18 protein-coding genes are annotated in these 16,547 nt (G+C 61.9%); 9 read left to right on the forward strand and 9 right to left on the reverse strand.

From position 1 onward, the window contains the following. The first annotated feature begins 34 nt into the window (after positions 1-34). Positions 35-1,180, forward strand: a complete 1,146-nt coding sequence (locus IQ782_RS20300) for an HPP family protein (RefSeq protein ID WP_194136498.1) — start codon at positions 35-37, stop codon at positions 1,178-1,180. A gap of 367 nt (positions 1,181-1,547) precedes the next feature. Continuing rightward, entirely contained in the window at positions 1,548-1,709 is a 162-nt protein-coding gene (locus IQ782_RS20305) for a hypothetical protein (RefSeq protein ID WP_194136499.1), read from the forward strand. A 272-nt stretch (positions 1,710-1,981) separates the two neighbouring features. Here IQ782_RS20305 and IQ782_RS20310 read toward each other — a convergent pair whose 3' ends face one another. The 5 genes from IQ782_RS20310 to IQ782_RS20330 form a co-directional block, all read right to left on the reverse strand. After that, on the reverse strand, positions 1,982-2,140 hold the full coding sequence (locus IQ782_RS20310) for a BrnA antitoxin family protein (RefSeq protein ID WP_194136500.1): 159 nt from the start codon (positions 2,138-2,140) through the stop codon (positions 1,982-1,984). Positions 2,141-2,208: 68 nt separating this feature from the next. Beyond that, positions 2,209-3,102 carry an IS21-like element helper ATPase IstB gene (gene istB / locus IQ782_RS20315; protein ID WP_194136501.1) on the reverse strand — a complete coding sequence of 298 codons (894 nt, stop codon included), beginning with the start codon at positions 3,100-3,102 and terminating at the stop codon, positions 2,209-2,211. After that, complete coding sequence (gene istA / locus IQ782_RS20320; RefSeq protein WP_194136502.1) at positions 3,099-4,616, reverse strand: IS21 family transposase; 1,518 nt, start codon at positions 4,614-4,616, stop codon at positions 3,099-3,101. Before istA ends, istB begins: the two co-directional genes overlap by 4 nt. Before the next feature lie 662 nt (positions 4,617-5,278). Continuing rightward, a complete protein-coding gene (locus IQ782_RS20325; RefSeq protein WP_194136503.1) occupies positions 5,279-5,929 on the reverse strand; it encodes a PRC-barrel domain-containing protein in 651 nt (216 codons plus the stop codon). Between the two features lie 263 nt (positions 5,930-6,192). Next, the gene (locus IQ782_RS20330) at positions 6,193-6,582 is read right to left on the reverse strand and encodes a hypothetical protein (protein ID WP_194136504.1); all 390 of its coding nucleotides are present in this window, start codon (positions 6,580-6,582) and stop codon (positions 6,193-6,195) included. A gap of 1,163 nt (positions 6,583-7,745) precedes the next feature. Here IQ782_RS20330 and IQ782_RS20335 point away from each other — a divergent pair. Next, positions 7,746-8,375: an SOS response-associated peptidase gene (locus IQ782_RS20335; RefSeq protein ID WP_194136505.1), complete on the forward strand. Its 630-nt coding sequence runs from the start codon at positions 7,746-7,748 to the stop codon at positions 8,373-8,375. After that, positions 8,372-8,899 (forward strand): thermonuclease family protein, encoded by a 528-nt coding sequence (locus IQ782_RS20340; RefSeq protein WP_194136506.1) that lies wholly within the window; start codon positions 8,372-8,374, stop codon positions 8,897-8,899. Before IQ782_RS20335 ends, IQ782_RS20340 begins: the two co-directional genes overlap by 4 nt. Before the next feature lie 494 nt (positions 8,900-9,393). On the opposite strand, the gene IQ782_RS20345 is transcribed toward IQ782_RS20340, so the two are convergent. Then, complete coding sequence (locus tag IQ782_RS20345) at positions 9,394-9,570, reverse strand: hypothetical protein (RefSeq protein WP_240989436.1); 177 nt, start codon at positions 9,568-9,570, stop codon at positions 9,394-9,396. A gap of 166 nt (positions 9,571-9,736) precedes the next feature. Here IQ782_RS20345 and IQ782_RS20350 point away from each other — a divergent pair, with 166 nt between their 5' ends. The 3 genes from IQ782_RS20350 (at position 9,737) to IQ782_RS20360 (ending at position 12,456) form a co-directional block, all read left to right on the forward strand. Continuing rightward, complete coding sequence (locus IQ782_RS20350) at positions 9,737-10,933, forward strand: MFS transporter (protein ID WP_338092617.1); 1,197 nt, start codon at positions 9,737-9,739, stop codon at positions 10,931-10,933. Between the two features lie 196 nt (positions 10,934-11,129). Continuing rightward, on the forward strand, positions 11,130-11,735 hold the full coding sequence (locus IQ782_RS20355) for a PIN domain-containing protein (protein ID WP_194136507.1): 606 nt from the start codon (positions 11,130-11,132) through the stop codon (positions 11,733-11,735). A 397-nt stretch (positions 11,736-12,132) separates the two neighbouring features. Beyond that, the gene (locus tag IQ782_RS20360) at positions 12,133-12,456 is read left to right on the forward strand and encodes a hypothetical protein (protein ID WP_194136508.1); all 324 of its coding nucleotides are present in this window, start codon (positions 12,133-12,135) and stop codon (positions 12,454-12,456) included. A gap of 167 nt (positions 12,457-12,623) precedes the next feature. On the opposite strand, the gene IQ782_RS20365 is transcribed toward IQ782_RS20360, so the two are convergent. Continuing rightward, positions 12,624-12,794 (reverse strand): hypothetical protein, encoded by a 171-nt coding sequence (locus IQ782_RS20365; RefSeq protein WP_194136509.1) that lies wholly within the window; start codon positions 12,792-12,794, stop codon positions 12,624-12,626. Between the two features lie 623 nt (positions 12,795-13,417). Between IQ782_RS20365 and IQ782_RS20370 the strand changes: the two genes are divergently transcribed. Further along, positions 13,418-13,669: a type II toxin-antitoxin system RelE family toxin gene (locus IQ782_RS20370; RefSeq protein WP_194136510.1), complete on the forward strand. Its 252-nt coding sequence runs from the start codon at positions 13,418-13,420 to the stop codon at positions 13,667-13,669. A gap of 11 nt (positions 13,670-13,680) precedes the next feature. Further along, positions 13,681-14,010 (forward strand): helix-turn-helix transcriptional regulator, encoded by a 330-nt coding sequence (locus IQ782_RS20375; RefSeq protein ID WP_194136511.1) that lies wholly within the window; start codon positions 13,681-13,683, stop codon positions 14,008-14,010. Between the two features lie 746 nt (positions 14,011-14,756). Here the strand turns inward: IQ782_RS20375 and IQ782_RS20380 are convergent. Beyond that, positions 14,757-15,791 (reverse strand): DUF7146 domain-containing protein, encoded by a 1,035-nt coding sequence (locus IQ782_RS20380; protein ID WP_194136512.1) that lies wholly within the window; start codon positions 15,789-15,791, stop codon positions 14,757-14,759. Between the two features lie 225 nt (positions 15,792-16,016). Further along, complete coding sequence (locus IQ782_RS20385; protein WP_194136513.1) at positions 16,017-16,235, reverse strand: hypothetical protein; 219 nt, start codon at positions 16,233-16,235, stop codon at positions 16,017-16,019. Positions 16,236-16,547: the final 312 nt, after the last annotated feature.

A 16,547-nucleotide genomic window follows, 5' to 3' on the forward strand; every position in this document is an offset into this window, starting at 1 on the left:
ATTTTTGCGCGGCAGGCACAGAAGGCAGTCCAACATGCACATTCTCCGTTCTCTCGGGCCAGCCGTGGCGCGAGTCTCCCTCGGCGAGGCGCTCCGGGCCGGTTTCGGCGCGCTGCTCGGCCTCGGCGTCACCGGGCTGGTCCTGCTCTCGCCGCAGATCGACCTGAGCCTCGGGCTCTATCTCGTCGCGCCCTTCGGCGCCACCTCGGTGCTGCTCTTCGCGGTGCCCAACAGCCCCCTTGCCCAGCCCTGGTCCGCCATCGTCGGCAATACCGTCGCGGCGCTGGTGGGCGTTGCGACCTGCCTGCTGGTCGCCGATCCGGCGCTGCGCATCGCGCTCGCCGTGGGGCTGGCGATCACCGCGACGATCCTGTGCCGCGCGGTGCATCCGCCGGCGGGGGCGGTGGCGATGACCGCCGCCATGAGCCCCGAGGCGATCGACCATCTCGGCTTCTGGTTCGCCCTGACCCCGATCGCCGCGGGCACCGCCGCACTGGTCGTGCTCGCCGCGCTCTACGCCCGGCTGACCGGGCGGCACTACCCGTTCCGGCAGTTCGATGCCCCCGGCCAGCACGGCACCGGGGACCGCAGCCCCTCTGAGCGTCTCGGGCTTTCGGAGACAGAGCTTTCCGGGCTGCTGGAGCGTTACCGGCAGTCCTTCAACCTCGGGGTCGAGGATCTCGCCCGGCTCATCGGCGCCGCCGAACTGCAAGCCGCGAGCCAGCATGCAGGCCCGCTCACGGCCGAAGACATCATGTCGCGCGATCTGGTCACCGTCGGCAGCGACACCCCGCTCGCCGAGGTCGCCGAGCTGTTCCGGCGGCATCGCTTCGCCTCGCTGCCGGTGGTCGGGCCGGGGCAGAGGTTTCTCGGGGTGATCTTCCAGATCCATCTGATCACCCGCGCCCGCGAGGATGCAGAGCGGCTTGAACGCGGCTTCCTGCCCGCCTTCCGGCGGCTCGTCGATCTGGGGCGCGAGACCCCGGTGAGTGCCTCGGACATCATGAAGGTCGCCGGCCCGCGCGCCACGCGCGCCTCGCCGGTCGCCGCGCTGCTGCCGATGATGGCGGATGGCGACGTTGAGGCCATCCCGGTGCTCGAGCGCGGACGCATCGTCGGCATCGTCACGCGCACGGATCTGATCGCCGCGCTGGCGCGGCAGGCGCTCCGCGAGACCTGAGAAACCGCTGAAGAGACGTGCGGACAAAAAAATGGCCGAGACAAGCTCGGCCGAAGTCCAACAGGGAGGTAGGGAAAGATGAGCTTTTCAGCTCAAATCCGAACCCTGCGCCCTATCTATGGGCGAAATGTAAACTTCTCAACAACAAGCACCATGCGTGTGCCGCACTCCCGCATCCAGCTACTATCTCCACATTGACAGTCGCGCCGTTTCAATAGCGCCGTTCTGCCTCAGATGCGCACGCCGACGAGAGTGATCTTGGGTTGCCTCGCTGAAGACGGCACATAAATGCCTCGACACCTATCGGGCATTTAATTCTCTGTTCATCCCTCTACTGCATGCTCAACCGAAAGGGAGGACAAACGGTATGGACAATGCAGTCTCCTTGAGCGACGTGCTCGCGGATTACATCAGCCGGTACGGGCTCTCCGAGAAGGCCCGGCTGTACTTTCTTGAACGCGTGGACCCGAACACCTCGCCCGAAGGCCGTGAACGCGTAGATGCAAGGCAACAGCCCGTCCCAAAGTGACGATAAATGGCGAGTTGGCTTGTCTCCGCTTTGCGCTCTGCAAGCAATCGACATTGGCGGATCGGAATCGCCCAAAGCGACAATATCCGCGACACCGCGGCGGCGGTCAGCAATCCGCGTTTCTGGATTGCCGACCTCGGAGAGCTCGACCTCTTCCGTATTGATCCACATGGCCCCCACAATGGTATACGAGTGCATGTTCAGAGACGTGCGCGATCGGTATCTTCCAGTCCCGGGGGGCAAGAAGGATGCCTATGTTGGTATATCGACGCTCAGCTCAGCCCAGCAGCGTGCCGCAATGCCTCGTTTATACGCGTCTGCCACCCGGGGCTGTCTGCCTTGAAGCGCGCCACAACTTCAGGATCCAGGCGCAAGGAGACCGCGACCTTCGGATTTTCTAACTTCTGACGCCCGCCTGCGCTCTTGCACATCTTCTCGGCCAGCGCCGGATATAGCGCGACAATCAGGGAGAGACGGCAGCGACAATCAAGATGAGATTCTATGTCGCGACATCGGTGACGGTATCACCTTGATTGCCGCTGGCAAGGTTTTCGTCGGCGGGTGATTGTCGCTCCGCGTCAATCAGGCCAGTGCTTTTGATTGTCGCGTATGATGCTGGGCGTCCGCGCCTGCGTTTGGCTTCAAGCGCCGAACGCCGTCGATAGCTCTCCACGTTCATTTCGAAGATGGTCGCGTGGTGGACGAGCCGGTCCACAGCCGCGAGCGTCATCGCGGGATCGGGGAAGACCTTGTTCCATTCTCCGAAGGGCTGATTGGCCGTGATCATGATCGAGCGCCGCTCGTATCGGCCCGAGATGAGCTCGAACAGAACGCTTGTTTCCGCCTGGTCCTTGGTGACGTAGGCGAGGTCATCAAGGATGAGCAGGTCGTACTTGTCGAGCTTGGAGATGGCCGCCTCGAGCTGCAGTTCCCGGCGTGCGACCTGAAGCTTTTGGACGAGGTCGGTTGTCCTCGTGAACAGGACCCGCCAGCCGTTCTCGATCAAGGCAAGGCCAATGGCTGCCGCCAGATGGCTCTTTCCGCCTCCCGGCGGGCCGAACATGAGCACATTCGCGCCTTTCGCCAGCCAGCTGTCGCCGGCAGCCATCGCCATGACCTGAGCCTTCGAGATCATCGGCACGACATCGAAGTCAAAGCTGTCCGGCGTCTTGCCGGGCGGGATATGGGCTTCGGCCAGGTGGCGGGCAGTACGGCGGTGTGCTCGCTCGGCGAGTTCATGCTCTGCGATCGCGGCAAGGAACCTCGCTGCCGGCCAGCCTTCCTTGTCCGCCTGTTCGGCGAACTGGGGCCACAGGGTCTTTATGGTTGGCAGGCGCAGTTCGCCAAGCATGATGCCCAGACGTGCTTCGTCGGTGGAGTAAATCCGCTTCATGCGTATGCTCCCGTATCTGTGCCAGCCCCAAGAAGGTCTTCGTAGCTGTTGAGGGAGGTGGCGCGCACCGTGACCACCGGCAGGCTGGCGGGGTCTGGCGAGAACTTCCGCCGCAGGACCGCAAGGTCCGGCAGGTCGCCCACGTCCAGCAGAGCGGCAAGGTCTTCAGCCAGGGCCACTTCGCAGTTGCGCTCGTGGGCCAAGGCCAAAAGCTCGACGGTCGCCTTGCAGGCCTGCCGCTCAGGCAGCCGCGCCGTAAGGGCTTCGAAGGCGCGTCGGTACTCGCCTCGGGGGAAGAGTTTGTCACGATAGACGAGGTGCAGAAGGGCCATCGGCTTCTTGCGTAGGGAGTGGATGACATGGTGGTAGTTGACCACCTGGTCATGCTTGCCGTCCGGGTGGCCGCGGCCCCTGGGCAGGTTGAGCAGATGAGTGCCGCCGACGAACAGCTCCAGCCGCTCGTCATAGAGGCGCACGCGCAGGCGGTGCCCAATCAAGCGGGAGGGGACTGTGTAGAATACCTTGCGCAGGGTGAACCCGCCGGCGCTGGTCACGGTGACGATGACTTCCTCGTAGTCCGTGGTCCGGCGCTCGGGCAACTCCTGCAGATACGCGCGCTCAGCCTCGATGCGTTTGCCGCGGGCGGCATTGTGACGGCCGACGATCTCATCGATGAAGGCGCGGTAAGCGCCAAGGTCTTCGAAGTCGGCACTCCCGCGCATCAGCAGCGCGTCCCGGATCGCGTTCTTGAGATGGCCGTGAGCACTTTCTATGGAGCCGTTCTCATGCGCCACTCCCTTGTTGTTCCGCGTGGGGGTCATCCGGTAGTGCGCGCAGAGCCCGTCGTAGCGTTTGGTGAGATCGGTTCGGGCCTCGGCATCAAGATTGCGGAAGGCGGCCGACAGGCTGTCGCTGCGGTGGAAGGCCGGGGCTCCGCCCACGGACCACAGTGCGTTCTGCAAACCCTCCGCCAGTGCAACGAAGCTCTCACCACCCAAAATGACATGGGCGTGCTCGAAGCCAGACCATGGCAGGCGGAAGTGGTAGAGCAAATGCGGTAGAGGCTGGCCAAGGACCGTGACGCCCGCTGCTCCCATGTTGGTGAAGTCAGACAGCCCCATCCGACCGGGCTCATGGCTCTGCCGGAAGATAACTTCCTGTTCTTCGCCGTGCAGAGCCCGCCATGAACGGATCCGCCGCTCCAACGTGCGCCGGATGCCGGATGACAGCTCGGGGTGCCGGCGCAACAGCTCTTCAAAGATGGCGACAGGCCGGAGGCCCGGGGCAGTCCTCAACAGCGGAACCACTTCGCTGTCAAAGATCGCCTCGAGCGGATCGGGTCTGCGACGGCCGCGCGGCCCTTTCTTTTGAGAAGGCGGGGTGGGGTCTTCGGAAATGCAATAGCCCGTCGCGCGGCTCATGCCGGCTTTTGCGGCGGCGACATCAATCGGGTGGTCTCGTCTCAGCTTCATAAAAAGCCTCGCTTGATGATCGGTTACATGGCGCCCCGGCACAAAGGTGGTTCTCCATCATGAAAACCCCCAGCCTACCGGGTCGGCCGCGATCACAGACCGAAGAATTTGCGCAGCGGGGTGTGACCGCTTCCGGCCGGGCTACGCCCGTCCTCCACCGGTCACACCCCGCTGCGTCTCATCCTGATTGACGCGGAATCTCATCCTGTTTGTCGCGCCGCAGCCGGAAATGCTTCAGTGAAAGGCTTTGCCTGAGCGAGCTGAGCATCCGTTGTGATGGGATATTGCCCTTCCGGCAGGATGAGCCCCTGGTCGATCGGGAACTGCAGCAGCTTTCCCGGTGAGAGCAGCGCCCGCCATGAGCGCGCGGCGTCCGTCCTCGCCATAGAGCGAGGCGTTGTCGAGACCGGCGATCGACTGGGTGATGATGAAGAAGCGTCCCCCCGAAGGAGCGGATGGTCTTGATGCTGCTCTCGACCAGCGGCTGGCGGCCGAGCTGGTCGAACTCGTCCACCAGGAACATGACCGTATAGGGCTCGTCTGTTGACTCCATCAGTAGCGCAGGAAGAGAAGACCAAGCGCATGAACATGCAGCCATCTTACCGGCTCGGGACGATCCAACCGTGGAAGATTGGCGAAGCGCCCGGCTGAGATTTCAGCCGGGCGCTGACAAAGTTCCGCATCTCAATGGCGTGCGAAGCGCGTCATTCTGTAGGTGCGGCGCCCATCGTCCCGGCTTCGCCACCCGTCATACCTGTCTCGCTGTTCATGTCGGTTCCGGTTGCACCCATCGCATCACCCGTTGCCGGGGGCGGGGTCTCCTTGTCACGGTACTGGTATTCGGGCGCGGCGTCTGCTTCCTCTCGCGTCATGGCGAGCTGAATGGCGTTGCCGTCGTACTGGATGTCCAACTGGCTATAGTCGACCGCGATGTCCTTTTCGCCAATGCCCAGGAAGCCGCCGACACCTAGGATCACGGCTGTGATCTGTCCGTCCTCGGTGATGATGAAATCCTTGATGCTGCCGATGGTCTCCCCGTCCGGTGAGGTCACCGACGTGCTGAGCAGCCAATCGCCGAGCATCTCGGCGCTATCCTGTTGCGGTACGACAGCGTCCGAGGGTGGCACCGTTGTTTCGCTGTCTGCGCTTTCGGCGGCCATGCCTTCGGCCGGAGCGGACTCGGTCGCCATGTCACCGGCTGCGGGCGCGCGCCCCGCCATCCCAGCGTCCGGAGTTTCGCCCTCCGTCTGTTCGGCAGGGGCTTGGTCCGTTGGCTGGATGGTCGTTTCCTGAGCCCAGCCCGAACCTGTCACGATGGGAAGAGCGATAGCAGTGATATAAAAATACTTTTTCATGGTCTTGGTCCTCCTGACAGATCAACAAGTCTTTGCAGGAGATGGTTCGGCTGGCTTCTTGCTGTTTGTTCACCTTAGCACCGAAGACGCTATTTCTTGCCGAATTTTCGGCCGTATAGTGGCAATCCGGCGCGCAACGCGGTTCACGCACCAACGCGGTGGAACTGAGGGTATCGGTATAGGGTTGAATCCTCTGGTGCCGCTCTTCTCAGGCCCCAAGTGGAGTAGGTAGGCGCACGTTCATTGCGATTTTACGACATAGCCTATAGCCGTGGAAAATCGCGAGCGTTTGGCCAAGCGTGGTAAGGATCTTTCGACACGATCGGCGCCCCCAAATCGTCCGCCAGCTCGATCATCCACGCCGCGACCAACTTGTCCGACGGGCAGATGTCGATATTCACGTCACGGTCCAGAAGCCGACGGAATGCGCGGAGATCACCCTCTTCGCCCAACGACGTCCGGCAGGCGTCAGGGGCCAGAACGATATGCGGCGTGACCCGCTGCGCGTGCAGCATATCGATCACGGTGCGCAGTGCCTCCAGATTTGGGGCCCCACCCTCCCTGCACATCACATCCATGCCATCGACGATGGCGAGATCCCGGCGCCAAGCCCGCAGTGGCGACACAAGCTCTTTGGAGGCGACCACGGACACGTCGAGACTTGGCGACTCCGCTTTGCGATGGGCCCGAACAGAGCCACTGGCAACCACACCAACACGGGGTGCGCCGTCTTCTCCCTGTGACGCAGTCAGCCGCGCAGGGAACACTGAGGCCGCGTCTGAGTGCGTGTGAGAGGCGCGCAATGGAGCGGTTTTCGCATCCGCAATGCGGCCGGTCGCGATAAGCTCCGAAGTTTCCGCACCCATGGAAGCTGGATATCTTCGCAACCAGGCAATCGGCTTTCGGAGGATGTCGAATAAGTACCTGAAAAACATTTTTCGTGTAATTGATGCAGTGCAGCGCAATGGTGATAGAAAGACCGCCCGCAGCAGGGGCATCGGTGAAGAACCAGCCACTTTCCGGGACGCCTTCACTGTCTCACCATCGCCTTAGCGAAGTCCAGCGTCATTATGAATGGCGGCCGCGACGGTGAAGCAGTCCCTTTGCTGCCTGCAGATTTTCGCGGAACGACTTGAGGGCATGGCTCAATGGGTGATTTTGTCCTTGTCTGCGGCCCGAAGGGGCATGTTTGGCATGGTGCTCACATCCTGGTAACAGAAAGGGCCCAAAACCATGTCGTGACAAGTCTCGGCACCTTCAGACGCGACCGCTACGGCACACTCCGCCTCGAGACTGACCCTGCCTTCCACATTGAGGAGGACCCGGAAGCAGAGCAGACTTGACCATGGCGCCAATCAACCACTTGGGAGCGGTTGAAGCAAAAGAGCCTTTGTGGCGCACGATGTTCGACCGGCATGATGTTGTTGCGGTGGTCAGCCAGCAAGGGGCGAACGGGGAGCCGGAATACGGTTTCGACCAGATTTTCGATGCCGCTCTGGCGATGACCTTGCTCTCCTCCACCCCCCAGGCTGTTGGGCCTGGGAGGATCGCCGGCGAAATTGACCGACGGGCCGGCCGACCTGCTGCTGATCTTCTCGATCGTCGCCTTCTATCTCGCGATGGAGACGGCCAAACGCATGCGCGACACGCGCCAAGGGCACAACATCAACTGTTCATGATCGTGGGCATTGCGCCCTCAGTGCGGCGGAACTGCGCACCGCGAGTGCCACGTTCGGCTTTTGAGTTTGGCGATAAGCTTGTCCTGGTCGCCGTCCCCTCTCATCATGCGCATGGACATAGCTCTACGGGACCTGTCATGTGCAACCTCTATGCCAATCGAACCCCTCAGGACCTGATCAAGGGGCTCTTTCCCGACAGGACCGTCATCGACCGGATCGGGAACTTCGAGCCGCGGGACGGGATTTACCCGGACCAGACGGGCATGATTCTGCGCAACGAGGGCAAGGACGCGGTGCTACAGATGGCCCGATGGGGCATGCCGAGCCCGCCGCAGTTCCACAGCAAGTCCGGGATTGATCGTGGCGTGACGAACATCCGAAACATCGGCTCGCCGCACTGGCGGCGCTGGCTGAAGCCCGAGCACCGTTGCCTGGTGCCACTGAGCGCCTTCGCCGAGCCAGCAGGCACTGGAAAGGGCAACGCCTGGTTCCGGCTCGCCGAGGATCGGCCCGCGATGTTCGCCGGGCTTTGGGTCCATGCCTGGAGCAGCATCCGGAAGCTCAAGGATGGAGAGACCACTGATGATCTCTACGGCTTCCTGACCACCGAGCCGAATGCCGAGGTCGCCGAGATCCATCCCAAGGCAATGCCGGTGATCCTTACTGACCCGGACGAGTGGGAAGCCTGGCTGACGGCGGATTGGTCTGACGCCAAGGCGCTGCAGCGCCCCCTGACCGACGGCGCGCTTGTGCAGGAGTCGGCATGACCCGCCGAGGTCGCCGGTCGGGGGGCCGCTCGAATGTTGTCGACATCGGCAAGGGGCGGCGGCGGCGCCCCGCGAGGACACCCAAGTCCCGCCGCCCGAGGCGCGGTCGCTCGATCGCGCCGTTCCTCATCGTGGCGGTTGCCGTGAGCATCGCTTATTTCGGTGAGCAGCTCATGGAAGGCGGCGGCGTTCAGTTGCCGCGCGTGATCCGCCATGGCGGTGAAAGCAGCAACGCGAGCGCGGGGCCGCTCTCGGGCACAGTGACCCATGTCCGGGATGGCGACACAATCGAGGTGACGCGCGTTCCCGTTCGGATCGCAAACCTCGACTGCGCGGAGCTCGGCACGGCGGCTGGCAGTCGCGCGACCGAGCGGATGCGCGAATTGGTTCGCGGCCAAGCCGTGAGCTGCCGCCTGAGCGGCCGGCAGTCCTATGACCGTGAAGTCGGGACCTGTGCTCTGGCTGACGGACGTGATTTGGGCCGCGTGCTCATCGACGAAGGGCTTTGCGGGAGATGGCGGTGAGACCGGGGCTCGCCTCCCAAAATTGAAGAGCCTAACCCCGGCGATGAGCGGTTCCGTGAGTGGGAAGATTTGCTCAAGGCTCTTCTTATCAAGGACCGCCAGATGACGGAACGCGGACCTATGTCGCAGGTGCATCGAAGTGGAGCCACATGCTTGACGCTTTGTGGGCTAAAAAGGCATCGTTGTTAGCCGGGAGCGTTTCCTGCCGGGGCAGGCGGATGAAGAGACTGTCCGGATGTCCTGCTCGGCATGGATCATGCCTGTGGCCGCTGTCGATGTCACCGATCTGCGCTTTTCTCCCTTAACAGTGCAGCGCGGTGATCGACCGTTACCTGTGCCGAGCACACTCGTGGGCAGACCCGGCCGCCAGTTGCGTGGTACTCCTTGCGGTCGCCCGACGTTTCTCGCATTCGCATAAGCGCTATTTCGTTGGACCTCTCTCTTGGTGCCAAGACTGCCGGAGCTCTTGCGGGGTCGGCGTCTTGTAGAAATGCTCAGAGGACCGGCACCGCCAGATGTGCCCTCGTGCACGCCACGGTCTTCGGCGGGGCGATGCCGCGCTGGTCGCTGCGCCCAGGAGCCCAGGCCCAGTCCTCCGGCCCGCCGACACGGTAGGTCTCGTCTACCTGCAGCACCTCGGCGGTGTGCTCGATTGCCGAAGTCTCGATCACCGGCTCAGCGCCCGCTACTGCTTTCTGAAACTCAGCAATCTTCTGACGAATGCGGACGCCGGAACATCCTGATAGCGACACTGCGTAGGGCCGCCGTTTCATCGCCACCCTTGTCGCGCTCGCAATTAGGGCCATACTCCGCCGCCACCAGTACCAAGTGATTGCCGTGACCACCACACCCGCCCGCACCTACCTCGTCGTCCTCACCGCGCTCGGCGCCACACATCTTCTGAACGACCTGATGCAGTCGCTGATCCCGGCGGCCTATCCGATCCTGAAGGAGGCATACGGCCTCGACTTCGTGCAGATCGGGCTGATCACGATGACCTTCCAGATCGCCGGATCATTGCTGCAGCCGGTCATGGGGATGGTGACCGACCGTTATCCGGCGCCCTACTCGCCGGTCGTCGGCATGGTCTTCACCCTTTCGGGGCTGATCTGCCTCGCCTTCGCGGGAAGCTATTGTGGGATCCTTGTAGCGGTCGCGCTGATCGGCATCGGCTCCTCGATCTTCCACCCGGAGGCAACCCGGACAGCGCGCTATGCCGCGGGCGACCGGCAGGGGTTGGCGCAGGGGATTTTCCAGGTGGGAGGTCAGGCGGGCGGCGCACTGGGACCGGTCCTTGCCGCACTGATCATCGTACCCTGGGGGCAGCCAAGCCTCGCTTGGTTTGCGGTGCTCGCGCTGCTCGCGATGCTGCTCTTGACCTGGATCGGCAGCCAGCAGCACCGGATCCGGGCAGAGTTCACCCACCGCTCGGCCCGCAGGCAGGCCGAAGTCCCCGCATCGAAGCGAAGCGCCGCGACAGTCGCCTTGGGATTGTTCGTCCTCACATTCCTGATGTTCACCAAGAACACTTATGGCGAGAGCTTCCGGTCCTTCTACACCTTCTACCTCATCGAAAAGTTCGGCCTGTCGATTCCCGCCTCGCAGATGATGTTGTTCCTCTTTCTCATGGCCGCAGCAGTGGGCGTGCTGATCGGCGGCGTCGTCGGCGACGCAATCGGACGGCGGCAGATCATCTGGATCTCGGTGCTGGGACCGCTGCCCCTGACACTGATCCTGCCTTACGCCGACCTGTTCTGGACCGGCGTGCTGACGATAGCGATCAACCTGATCATGGCCAGCGCCTTTGCCTCGATCCTGATCTACGCGATGGACCTGCTGCCGAACCGCATCGGGCTGATCGGAGGACTCTTCTACGGCCTGAACTTCGGCCTCGGAGGTATCGCGGCGGCGCTGCTCGGCATGCTGGCGGACAGCTACGGGGTTGAAGCGGTTTATCGGCTCTGTGCGTTTCTGCCGCTGGCGGGACTTGCCGTTTGGTTCTTGCCGCCGATTGAGGAACGGCGCGTTCGATAGGATAAAGCGAATGGCTGTTTCGGGCCGGTCGCCCCATGTGCCCTGTCGTGGAGGTTTTCCCAGACTGCTGCACTGCCGCATGACGGCACCGAGCCCATAGCGGCACAGCGGCTTCATATAAATTAGCAGAGGATCTAGCCGACTTGACTTAATCCCGTGTTCTGTTTTGCATCGGGTTCGAATTGGAGCATACCCCTTGAAAAACAACTACATCCTAGTCGACTTTGAGAATGTTCAGCCCAAGAACCTCGGGTTACTTCGAGGGCATCCCCTCAAATTGATGGTATTCGTAGGGGCCAACCAAAAGAGTGTGCCTTTTGACTTTGCCAAGTCACTCCAAGATTTGGGAGAAAACGCTGGTTATCAGAAGGTAACAGGGATTGGCGCTAACGCCTTAGATTTTCATATCGCGTTCTATATGGGAGAAATCGCAGCCAAGGATGCCAATGCATACTTTCACGTGATTTCCCGTGACAAAGGCTTCGACCCACTGATTGAACATTTGCGAGAAAGAAAGATCCACGCTCTCCGTCATGTTGACCTATTCGAGATCCCATTCGTCAAAATCTCTAACGCCAGCTCGCTGGACCAAAAAATCGAAGCGATTGTTGACAGCTTGAGGTCCAGAGGAACTGCGCGTCCAAGAAAGATCAAAACCCTCAAAGGAACCGTGAACGCGCTTTTCATGAAGACCTTGGACCAAGATAATCTGGAAGCGTTAGTTGATGAGTTAAAAAGACGTGGTCACGTTGTCTTTAATGAACATTCCGTCAGCTATGGCCCTAGCATTGCCCGACATTGACCGTTTGTTGGGCTCAGAGTTGGCGCGTGACGGACGACCGTTTTGTCCTGCACATGAGCCGCTCGGGCGGGTGGCGGCGAACGTCGGTAGCAGCCCAAAACGGCCGTCGATATCCGCGGCACCTTGCCGGCTACCTGTATCCCCACGCGATGTGCACCGCATCCGGGTAGACCAGCCTATCGCCCCGCTTGTAGGGCGTCATCTCGATCCCAACATCTTCGATCAGGGCTGAGCCAGTTCATTCTTGCCAATCGACATCGCGGGATCAGCAGCCAGATCGAGCGATCCAGCTTCTGATCCCGGTATGTTGCGGGTTTCCGCCGAAGGTTCCCAGCAGCACTTCGACGACAGGGAGATATTCGCCTATAGGTTGTGCCGCAGAACAATGGAGAGGCGCGTGGCAGAAGAAATCCTGACCCTAACAGAAGTCGATGAGGAGGGGGTTTTCGACAAGATCGGGGCGCGGTTCGATAAAGTCAAACCTGGGACGACGCTACGTGTGCGCATGCCTCTCGAACTCGGCGTGACGTTCCTGGAGGAGATGGGCTCGACCGACCCAACCGCCGAGGGTCAGGTGGTGCAGGTCTCCGCGGGTTTCTCCGCCTTCATGCAGCAACATAGCCATGCGTGCGCCAAGTATAACCTGAGCATGTTCAAGGAACGAGAGGCGTTTCTGGCGGTGTTAACCATGAAGAAGCGTCCGGCTGGATCACTGGCCTGATAAGACCCGGACCTCTCCGAAGGTCGACGCTCCTACACCACGCGCGGGGGCACTATCTAGTTTCCGAACCCTTCAATCAGATAAAGGCTGCATTCACGCATCTCTGCAGACACAAAGAAGCCCGCCAGACGAGACCTGGCGGGCTTTCGGATGTCTTGCGAGAAGACTCAGAGAGAGGCGCTTGCCCGTCGACGTTCACGGACAGTGCCGACCGCATCAATGAGGATTTCTGGGTCTTCGCCTCTAGCAGAGACCTTCCGAGCGATGTCGAAATCGGACAGGCCGCACTCGAGAAGCTTTTCGACCACCTGAGATTGTTCGCGGGTAAAAATGCCCATGTTGGTGTTCTCCTATTTGTTCGCCCACGCAAAGCTCCGCACAGGGGCGAAATCATCGTCCTGCAAAGCATTCTGCATGTGTGGGGTGCCGGCGAAGCGGCCGGCGGAAGAAAGCTTCTAGCACAAATGGCCATCCCGGCCAAGCGAGTTGAGAGTGTCAATTATGCGCCACATATGTCGCATTCTCGCATCACCCGGGACCCCACTCACCATACGTCATGGAGGCTGCGACATTTGGCCTCTAGGTCGCTCTTGAGCACGGCGTGCACCGAATGGTTGGATCAGCAGCCGTCCCGCAAGCCGGTCCAATATCGGCTTTCCCCAGAGCCCTTCAGCGTGCCGTGCTCACCCTGGCCCCAACTCGTGGGACGTCGATCTGCGCTGTCAGCCGCGCCGGCCCGCGCTGCCTCTGGAAGAAGACCGGCCGCCCGCGAGCTGCCCTCGGAGCACATTCGAGCTAGCACGGCCTCCAAGAGGGCTGCGATTTCGCGGTCTTAGACGTATACCAGCTTTCGCCCTGACTAGTGCGCTGGATCCATTTTCTGGGTTGGTCTGAATCCCCTTGTAGCCTTGCGCTACAATGCTCCTTGCAATAAGGCGAAATGTAGCGTACAGCTACATCCATGAAGACGATCACCTACAGGACCGCCGCCCTTCGCACGCTCCGCAAAATGCCGCGCAACGAGGCGAAGCGGATCACCGAAAAGGTGGAACTCTACGCGACCGATCCCGAAGCGTTGTCGAACAACGTCAAGTCCCTGAAAGGCCGCGAAGGCATCCGGCTGCGGGTGGGCGACTGGAGAGTGATCCTGGACGATCAGGGCGAGGTGCTAGACGTCCTAAAAATTGGGCCGCGCGGCGGCGTGTATGACTGACGGAGGTTAACATGAATGAGATGATCACCATCCCCCGCGCAGAATACGAAGCGCTCATCGAAGCCAGAGACGACCTTGAAGATATCGCGGCGTTTGATCGCGCGAAGGCCGATGGCGGAGAGAGCATCCCTTCGGATGCTGTTGCTCGCATCATCGAAGGCGAAAGCCCTTTGCGCGTGTTCCGCGAACTCCGTGGCCTGACTCAAGCTGAGCTCGCGTCTCGCGCGGAAGTGCATCGCGTGACCGTAGCCGAGATCGAAACTGGCCGAAAGAACGGCTCTCTAGATGCTCTCAAAAGGCTTGCCGCTGCGCTGTCCGTCACCGTGGACGATCTGATCTGAAGGATTAGAACAGCGCCGGCGTCGTGCCCGGCGTCATTTTAAGAAAGCCGGATTGCTCCAACGAAATCTCCCGGGACGTCACCCACGTCTTGGCAGGTTCGGCACCGATCCGATCAAGGATCTGATTGGGCAAGGTCGCAGGAGATCCCGATTCCATCATGTCCGAAGACTACCGCATATTTCGGACATCGGCCCACGCGCTCGGCCCGGCGTTACCCCTCTAATCACCGTGATGGGCATCGCCATGCGATGGTGGGATTGTCGCGCGTTGATCGGCTCGACGCCGCGAATGGTCGTGAGCGCCCTTCCCGGCCGCCTATTTACCGCGCAAGAGGTCCTGAACGACCGGGGGCTGCTTGGCGACCCGCGTGCGTAGGCGTGTCCCTGTATTCGGGCTCGCCTGCGCAGGAAACCCAGCGGTCTCTGGCAAGCTCGTGACCCGCGCCCTTCGTAGACATCGACATGGCGTCAAAACCTGCGCAACATACCCACGAGCGCGGCTCGGAGCATAATCTCAAGGCGATCTTTGCACCCGTTGCCCGAGAGGAGGGGCCCCATACCTCGTATGCCCGCGTCGCGCTCACCCTCGGGTGCCAGCCAATGCCTGGCTAGGCGACACCTGCCCCCGAGGCGAAGAGCTCTCCGTCGTTGTACTGCCCAGTGCGCTCGCGCGCCCCGGAGATCGCCCCGCCACCAATTTTCATATGTCCGGCGACAGATAAGGTGTGGGGCATGAGGGAACGTCCTCAACTCTTGAGCGCCATCCGCACCAGATCGGCGCGTTCGAGCTGGCCAAGAAGCCGCTGCCGCAGCGCGGCTGCACCATCCTCCCTCAGGTCATCGTTGAAATCCCCGCGGCGGGGCTCGATCACCGTAACCGAGATGCCTGCGTCCCTGGCTCGCGCGCTCAGCTTGTCTGCCGCGGCCTGCCCGGCATTGTCGAGATCTCGCGCAACATAGAGCTGGCGGATCCCTTCGGGCAGATCGACGGCGCCGAGGTGCGCAGCCGAAAGCGCAGCCCAGACCGGAAGGACCGGGAGGGCCTCGCGCAGCGACAGCATGGTCTCGAGACCTTCCCCGATCGCAAGGCACTCGCTGGCGGCGTCGATCTTCACGGCATTGCCCAGAAGCTCGCCCATGGCCCGGCGTTGCACCTCGACCGGCGCTTTGTCCGACCCATCCTCTGCCAACCAGGTGCGGTGTATGCCGCGCAGGCGCCCTGCCCTGTCGGTCACCGCCGCGATCAGCGCGGGACGCGGCTTGGACGCGGCCTCGTCGTGATCGCGATGCCAGCAACGAGGATGAAAGCGCAGCGCCGATGCGGATGCTGCGCGGGTGATGCCGCGGCTCCGGAGGTAAGTTTCTGCGAGAGTCCCGGGAAGTGGAAGGGACCCCTCATAGAGACGCTTTGCGGACGTCCGTTTGCCGGATGTGGTCTTGCGCGTCCGAGATTTACTAGGATGCGCCACCGGCATGGGGCGCCCGAGATGTGCCCGGACCTCCGCCAGCAGGTCAGGAAACCGGGCGATCCCGGTCCGCGCCTTGATGATGTCGAGCAGGTCGCCGTATTCGCCGGTCGCGCCATCGGTCCAGCGACCGCGGGCGCCCTTGCCTTCGTCGGGACCGGTGAGGCGCACGTAGAGCGAGCGTCCGGGCGTGTTCTGCAGGTCCCCGACCAGCCAATACCCGCCTTCGCGCCTCCCGGCGGAGAGATAGTGCCGGCACACGCTTTCGGCGTTCTGGGCCAGCTCGCGCAGCAGGTCCTGAGTTTCGGTAGTCATGGCAAAATCACTCTTTGCATGTCGCATGTTCCCCAGATGCCACGACCCTGGAAGCCCCAGAGGGGGGTGCCAAAATCCGACCCCTTGGAAAATCCGCTATCTCCTGCCGGCCCGCCCCACATCGACGACAGCCGAAGGGTTTTCGAAGCGCTGTTTCGCAAACCGTTCGCGCGCTCTGGCGACGAGCTGGCGCGCGAGGGAGCTGCATCGAGGACGCAGGCCAGGCTAAAGGTCGCACACAGGCGGGCGGCGTCTCCTGCCGAAGAGGCGGCGCAACTCCCGCGCGTCGAGGCCGGTCTCTGCGATCACCTGTTTCTTCGGCACCAAGGGGTCGGCCCATAGGAGGCCCGCCTTGCCGAGGGTCTCAAGTCGCGTCCGTTGTCGAGGTTCCTCCTCGACCGATCCAATCTCCTGTTCATAGGCGGAGTGGTTGAATTGGTTCATTGCTTTCCCTTTCCCGGCGGACCCCACCAACACGCGGCCCACCGTCTTCTGCGGCGCACCTGGTCGCGCCATGACGGGAAGTAACAGGAGCTTACACGTTGACTGCAATGCGAATAGCTCAACCTGAGCGGGAATTTGCTTAACCCTAGGGAAGTTTGACGATTGTGCGACTGTCCCCTCCACGTCTCGGGCGCAATTGCGCGCGTTTTCCGCCACTTACGCGCCTTTTCCCTGTGCGCGGAGCCCACTCTCTCGAGCGCGAGCGGTCCTTTCGGAGGTTGCGTCCGTCAAGCTGGTGTAATTTCCCGGATG

This window comes from Salipiger mangrovisoli, from assembly GCF_015223355.1.
GTDB classification, from domain to species: Bacteria; Pseudomonadota; Alphaproteobacteria; order Rhodobacterales; family Rhodobacteraceae; genus Salipiger; species Salipiger mangrovisoli.

What these genes read in the sequence shown, in the direction of transcription:
- IQ782_RS20335 (WP_194136505.1), top strand. Translation starts at nt 7,746, where the DNA reads ATGTGCAACCTCTATGCCAATCGAACCCCTCAGGACCTGATCAAGGGG.
- IQ782_RS20340 (WP_194136506.1), top strand. Translation starts at nt 8,372, where the DNA reads ATGACCCGCCGAGGTCGCCGGTCGGGGGGCCGCTCGAATGTTGTCGAC.
- IQ782_RS20300 (WP_194136498.1), top strand. Translation starts at nt 35, where the DNA reads ATGCACATTCTCCGTTCTCTCGGGCCAGCCGTGGCGCGAGTCTCCCTC.
- IQ782_RS20365 (WP_194136509.1), bottom strand. Translation starts at nt 12,794, where the DNA reads ATGGGCATTTTTACCCGCGAACAATCTCAGGTGGTCGAAAAGCTTCTC.
- IQ782_RS20375 (WP_194136511.1), top strand. Translation starts at nt 13,681, where the DNA reads ATGAATGAGATGATCACCATCCCCCGCGCAGAATACGAAGCGCTCATC.
- IQ782_RS20380 (WP_194136512.1), bottom strand. Translation starts at nt 15,791, where the DNA reads ATGACTACCGAAACTCAGGACCTGCTGCGCGAGCTGGCCCAGAACGCC.
- istB (WP_194136501.1), bottom strand. Translation starts at nt 3,102, where the DNA reads ATGAAGCGGATTTACTCCACCGACGAAGCACGTCTGGGCATCATGCTT.
- IQ782_RS20370 (WP_194136510.1), top strand. Translation starts at nt 13,418, where the DNA reads ATGAAGACGATCACCTACAGGACCGCCGCCCTTCGCACGCTCCGCAAA.
- IQ782_RS20310 (WP_194136500.1), bottom strand. Translation starts at nt 2,140, where the DNA reads ATGTGCAAGAGCGCAGGCGGGCGTCAGAAGTTAGAAAATCCGAAGGTC.
- IQ782_RS20325 (WP_194136503.1), bottom strand. Translation starts at nt 5,929, where the DNA reads ATGAAAAAGTATTTTTATATCACTGCTATCGCTCTTCCCATCGTGACA.
- IQ782_RS20385 (WP_194136513.1), bottom strand. Translation starts at nt 16,235, where the DNA reads ATGAACCAATTCAACCACTCCGCCTATGAACAGGAGATTGGATCGGTC.
- IQ782_RS20305 (WP_194136499.1), top strand. Translation starts at nt 1,548, where the DNA reads ATGGACAATGCAGTCTCCTTGAGCGACGTGCTCGCGGATTACATCAGC.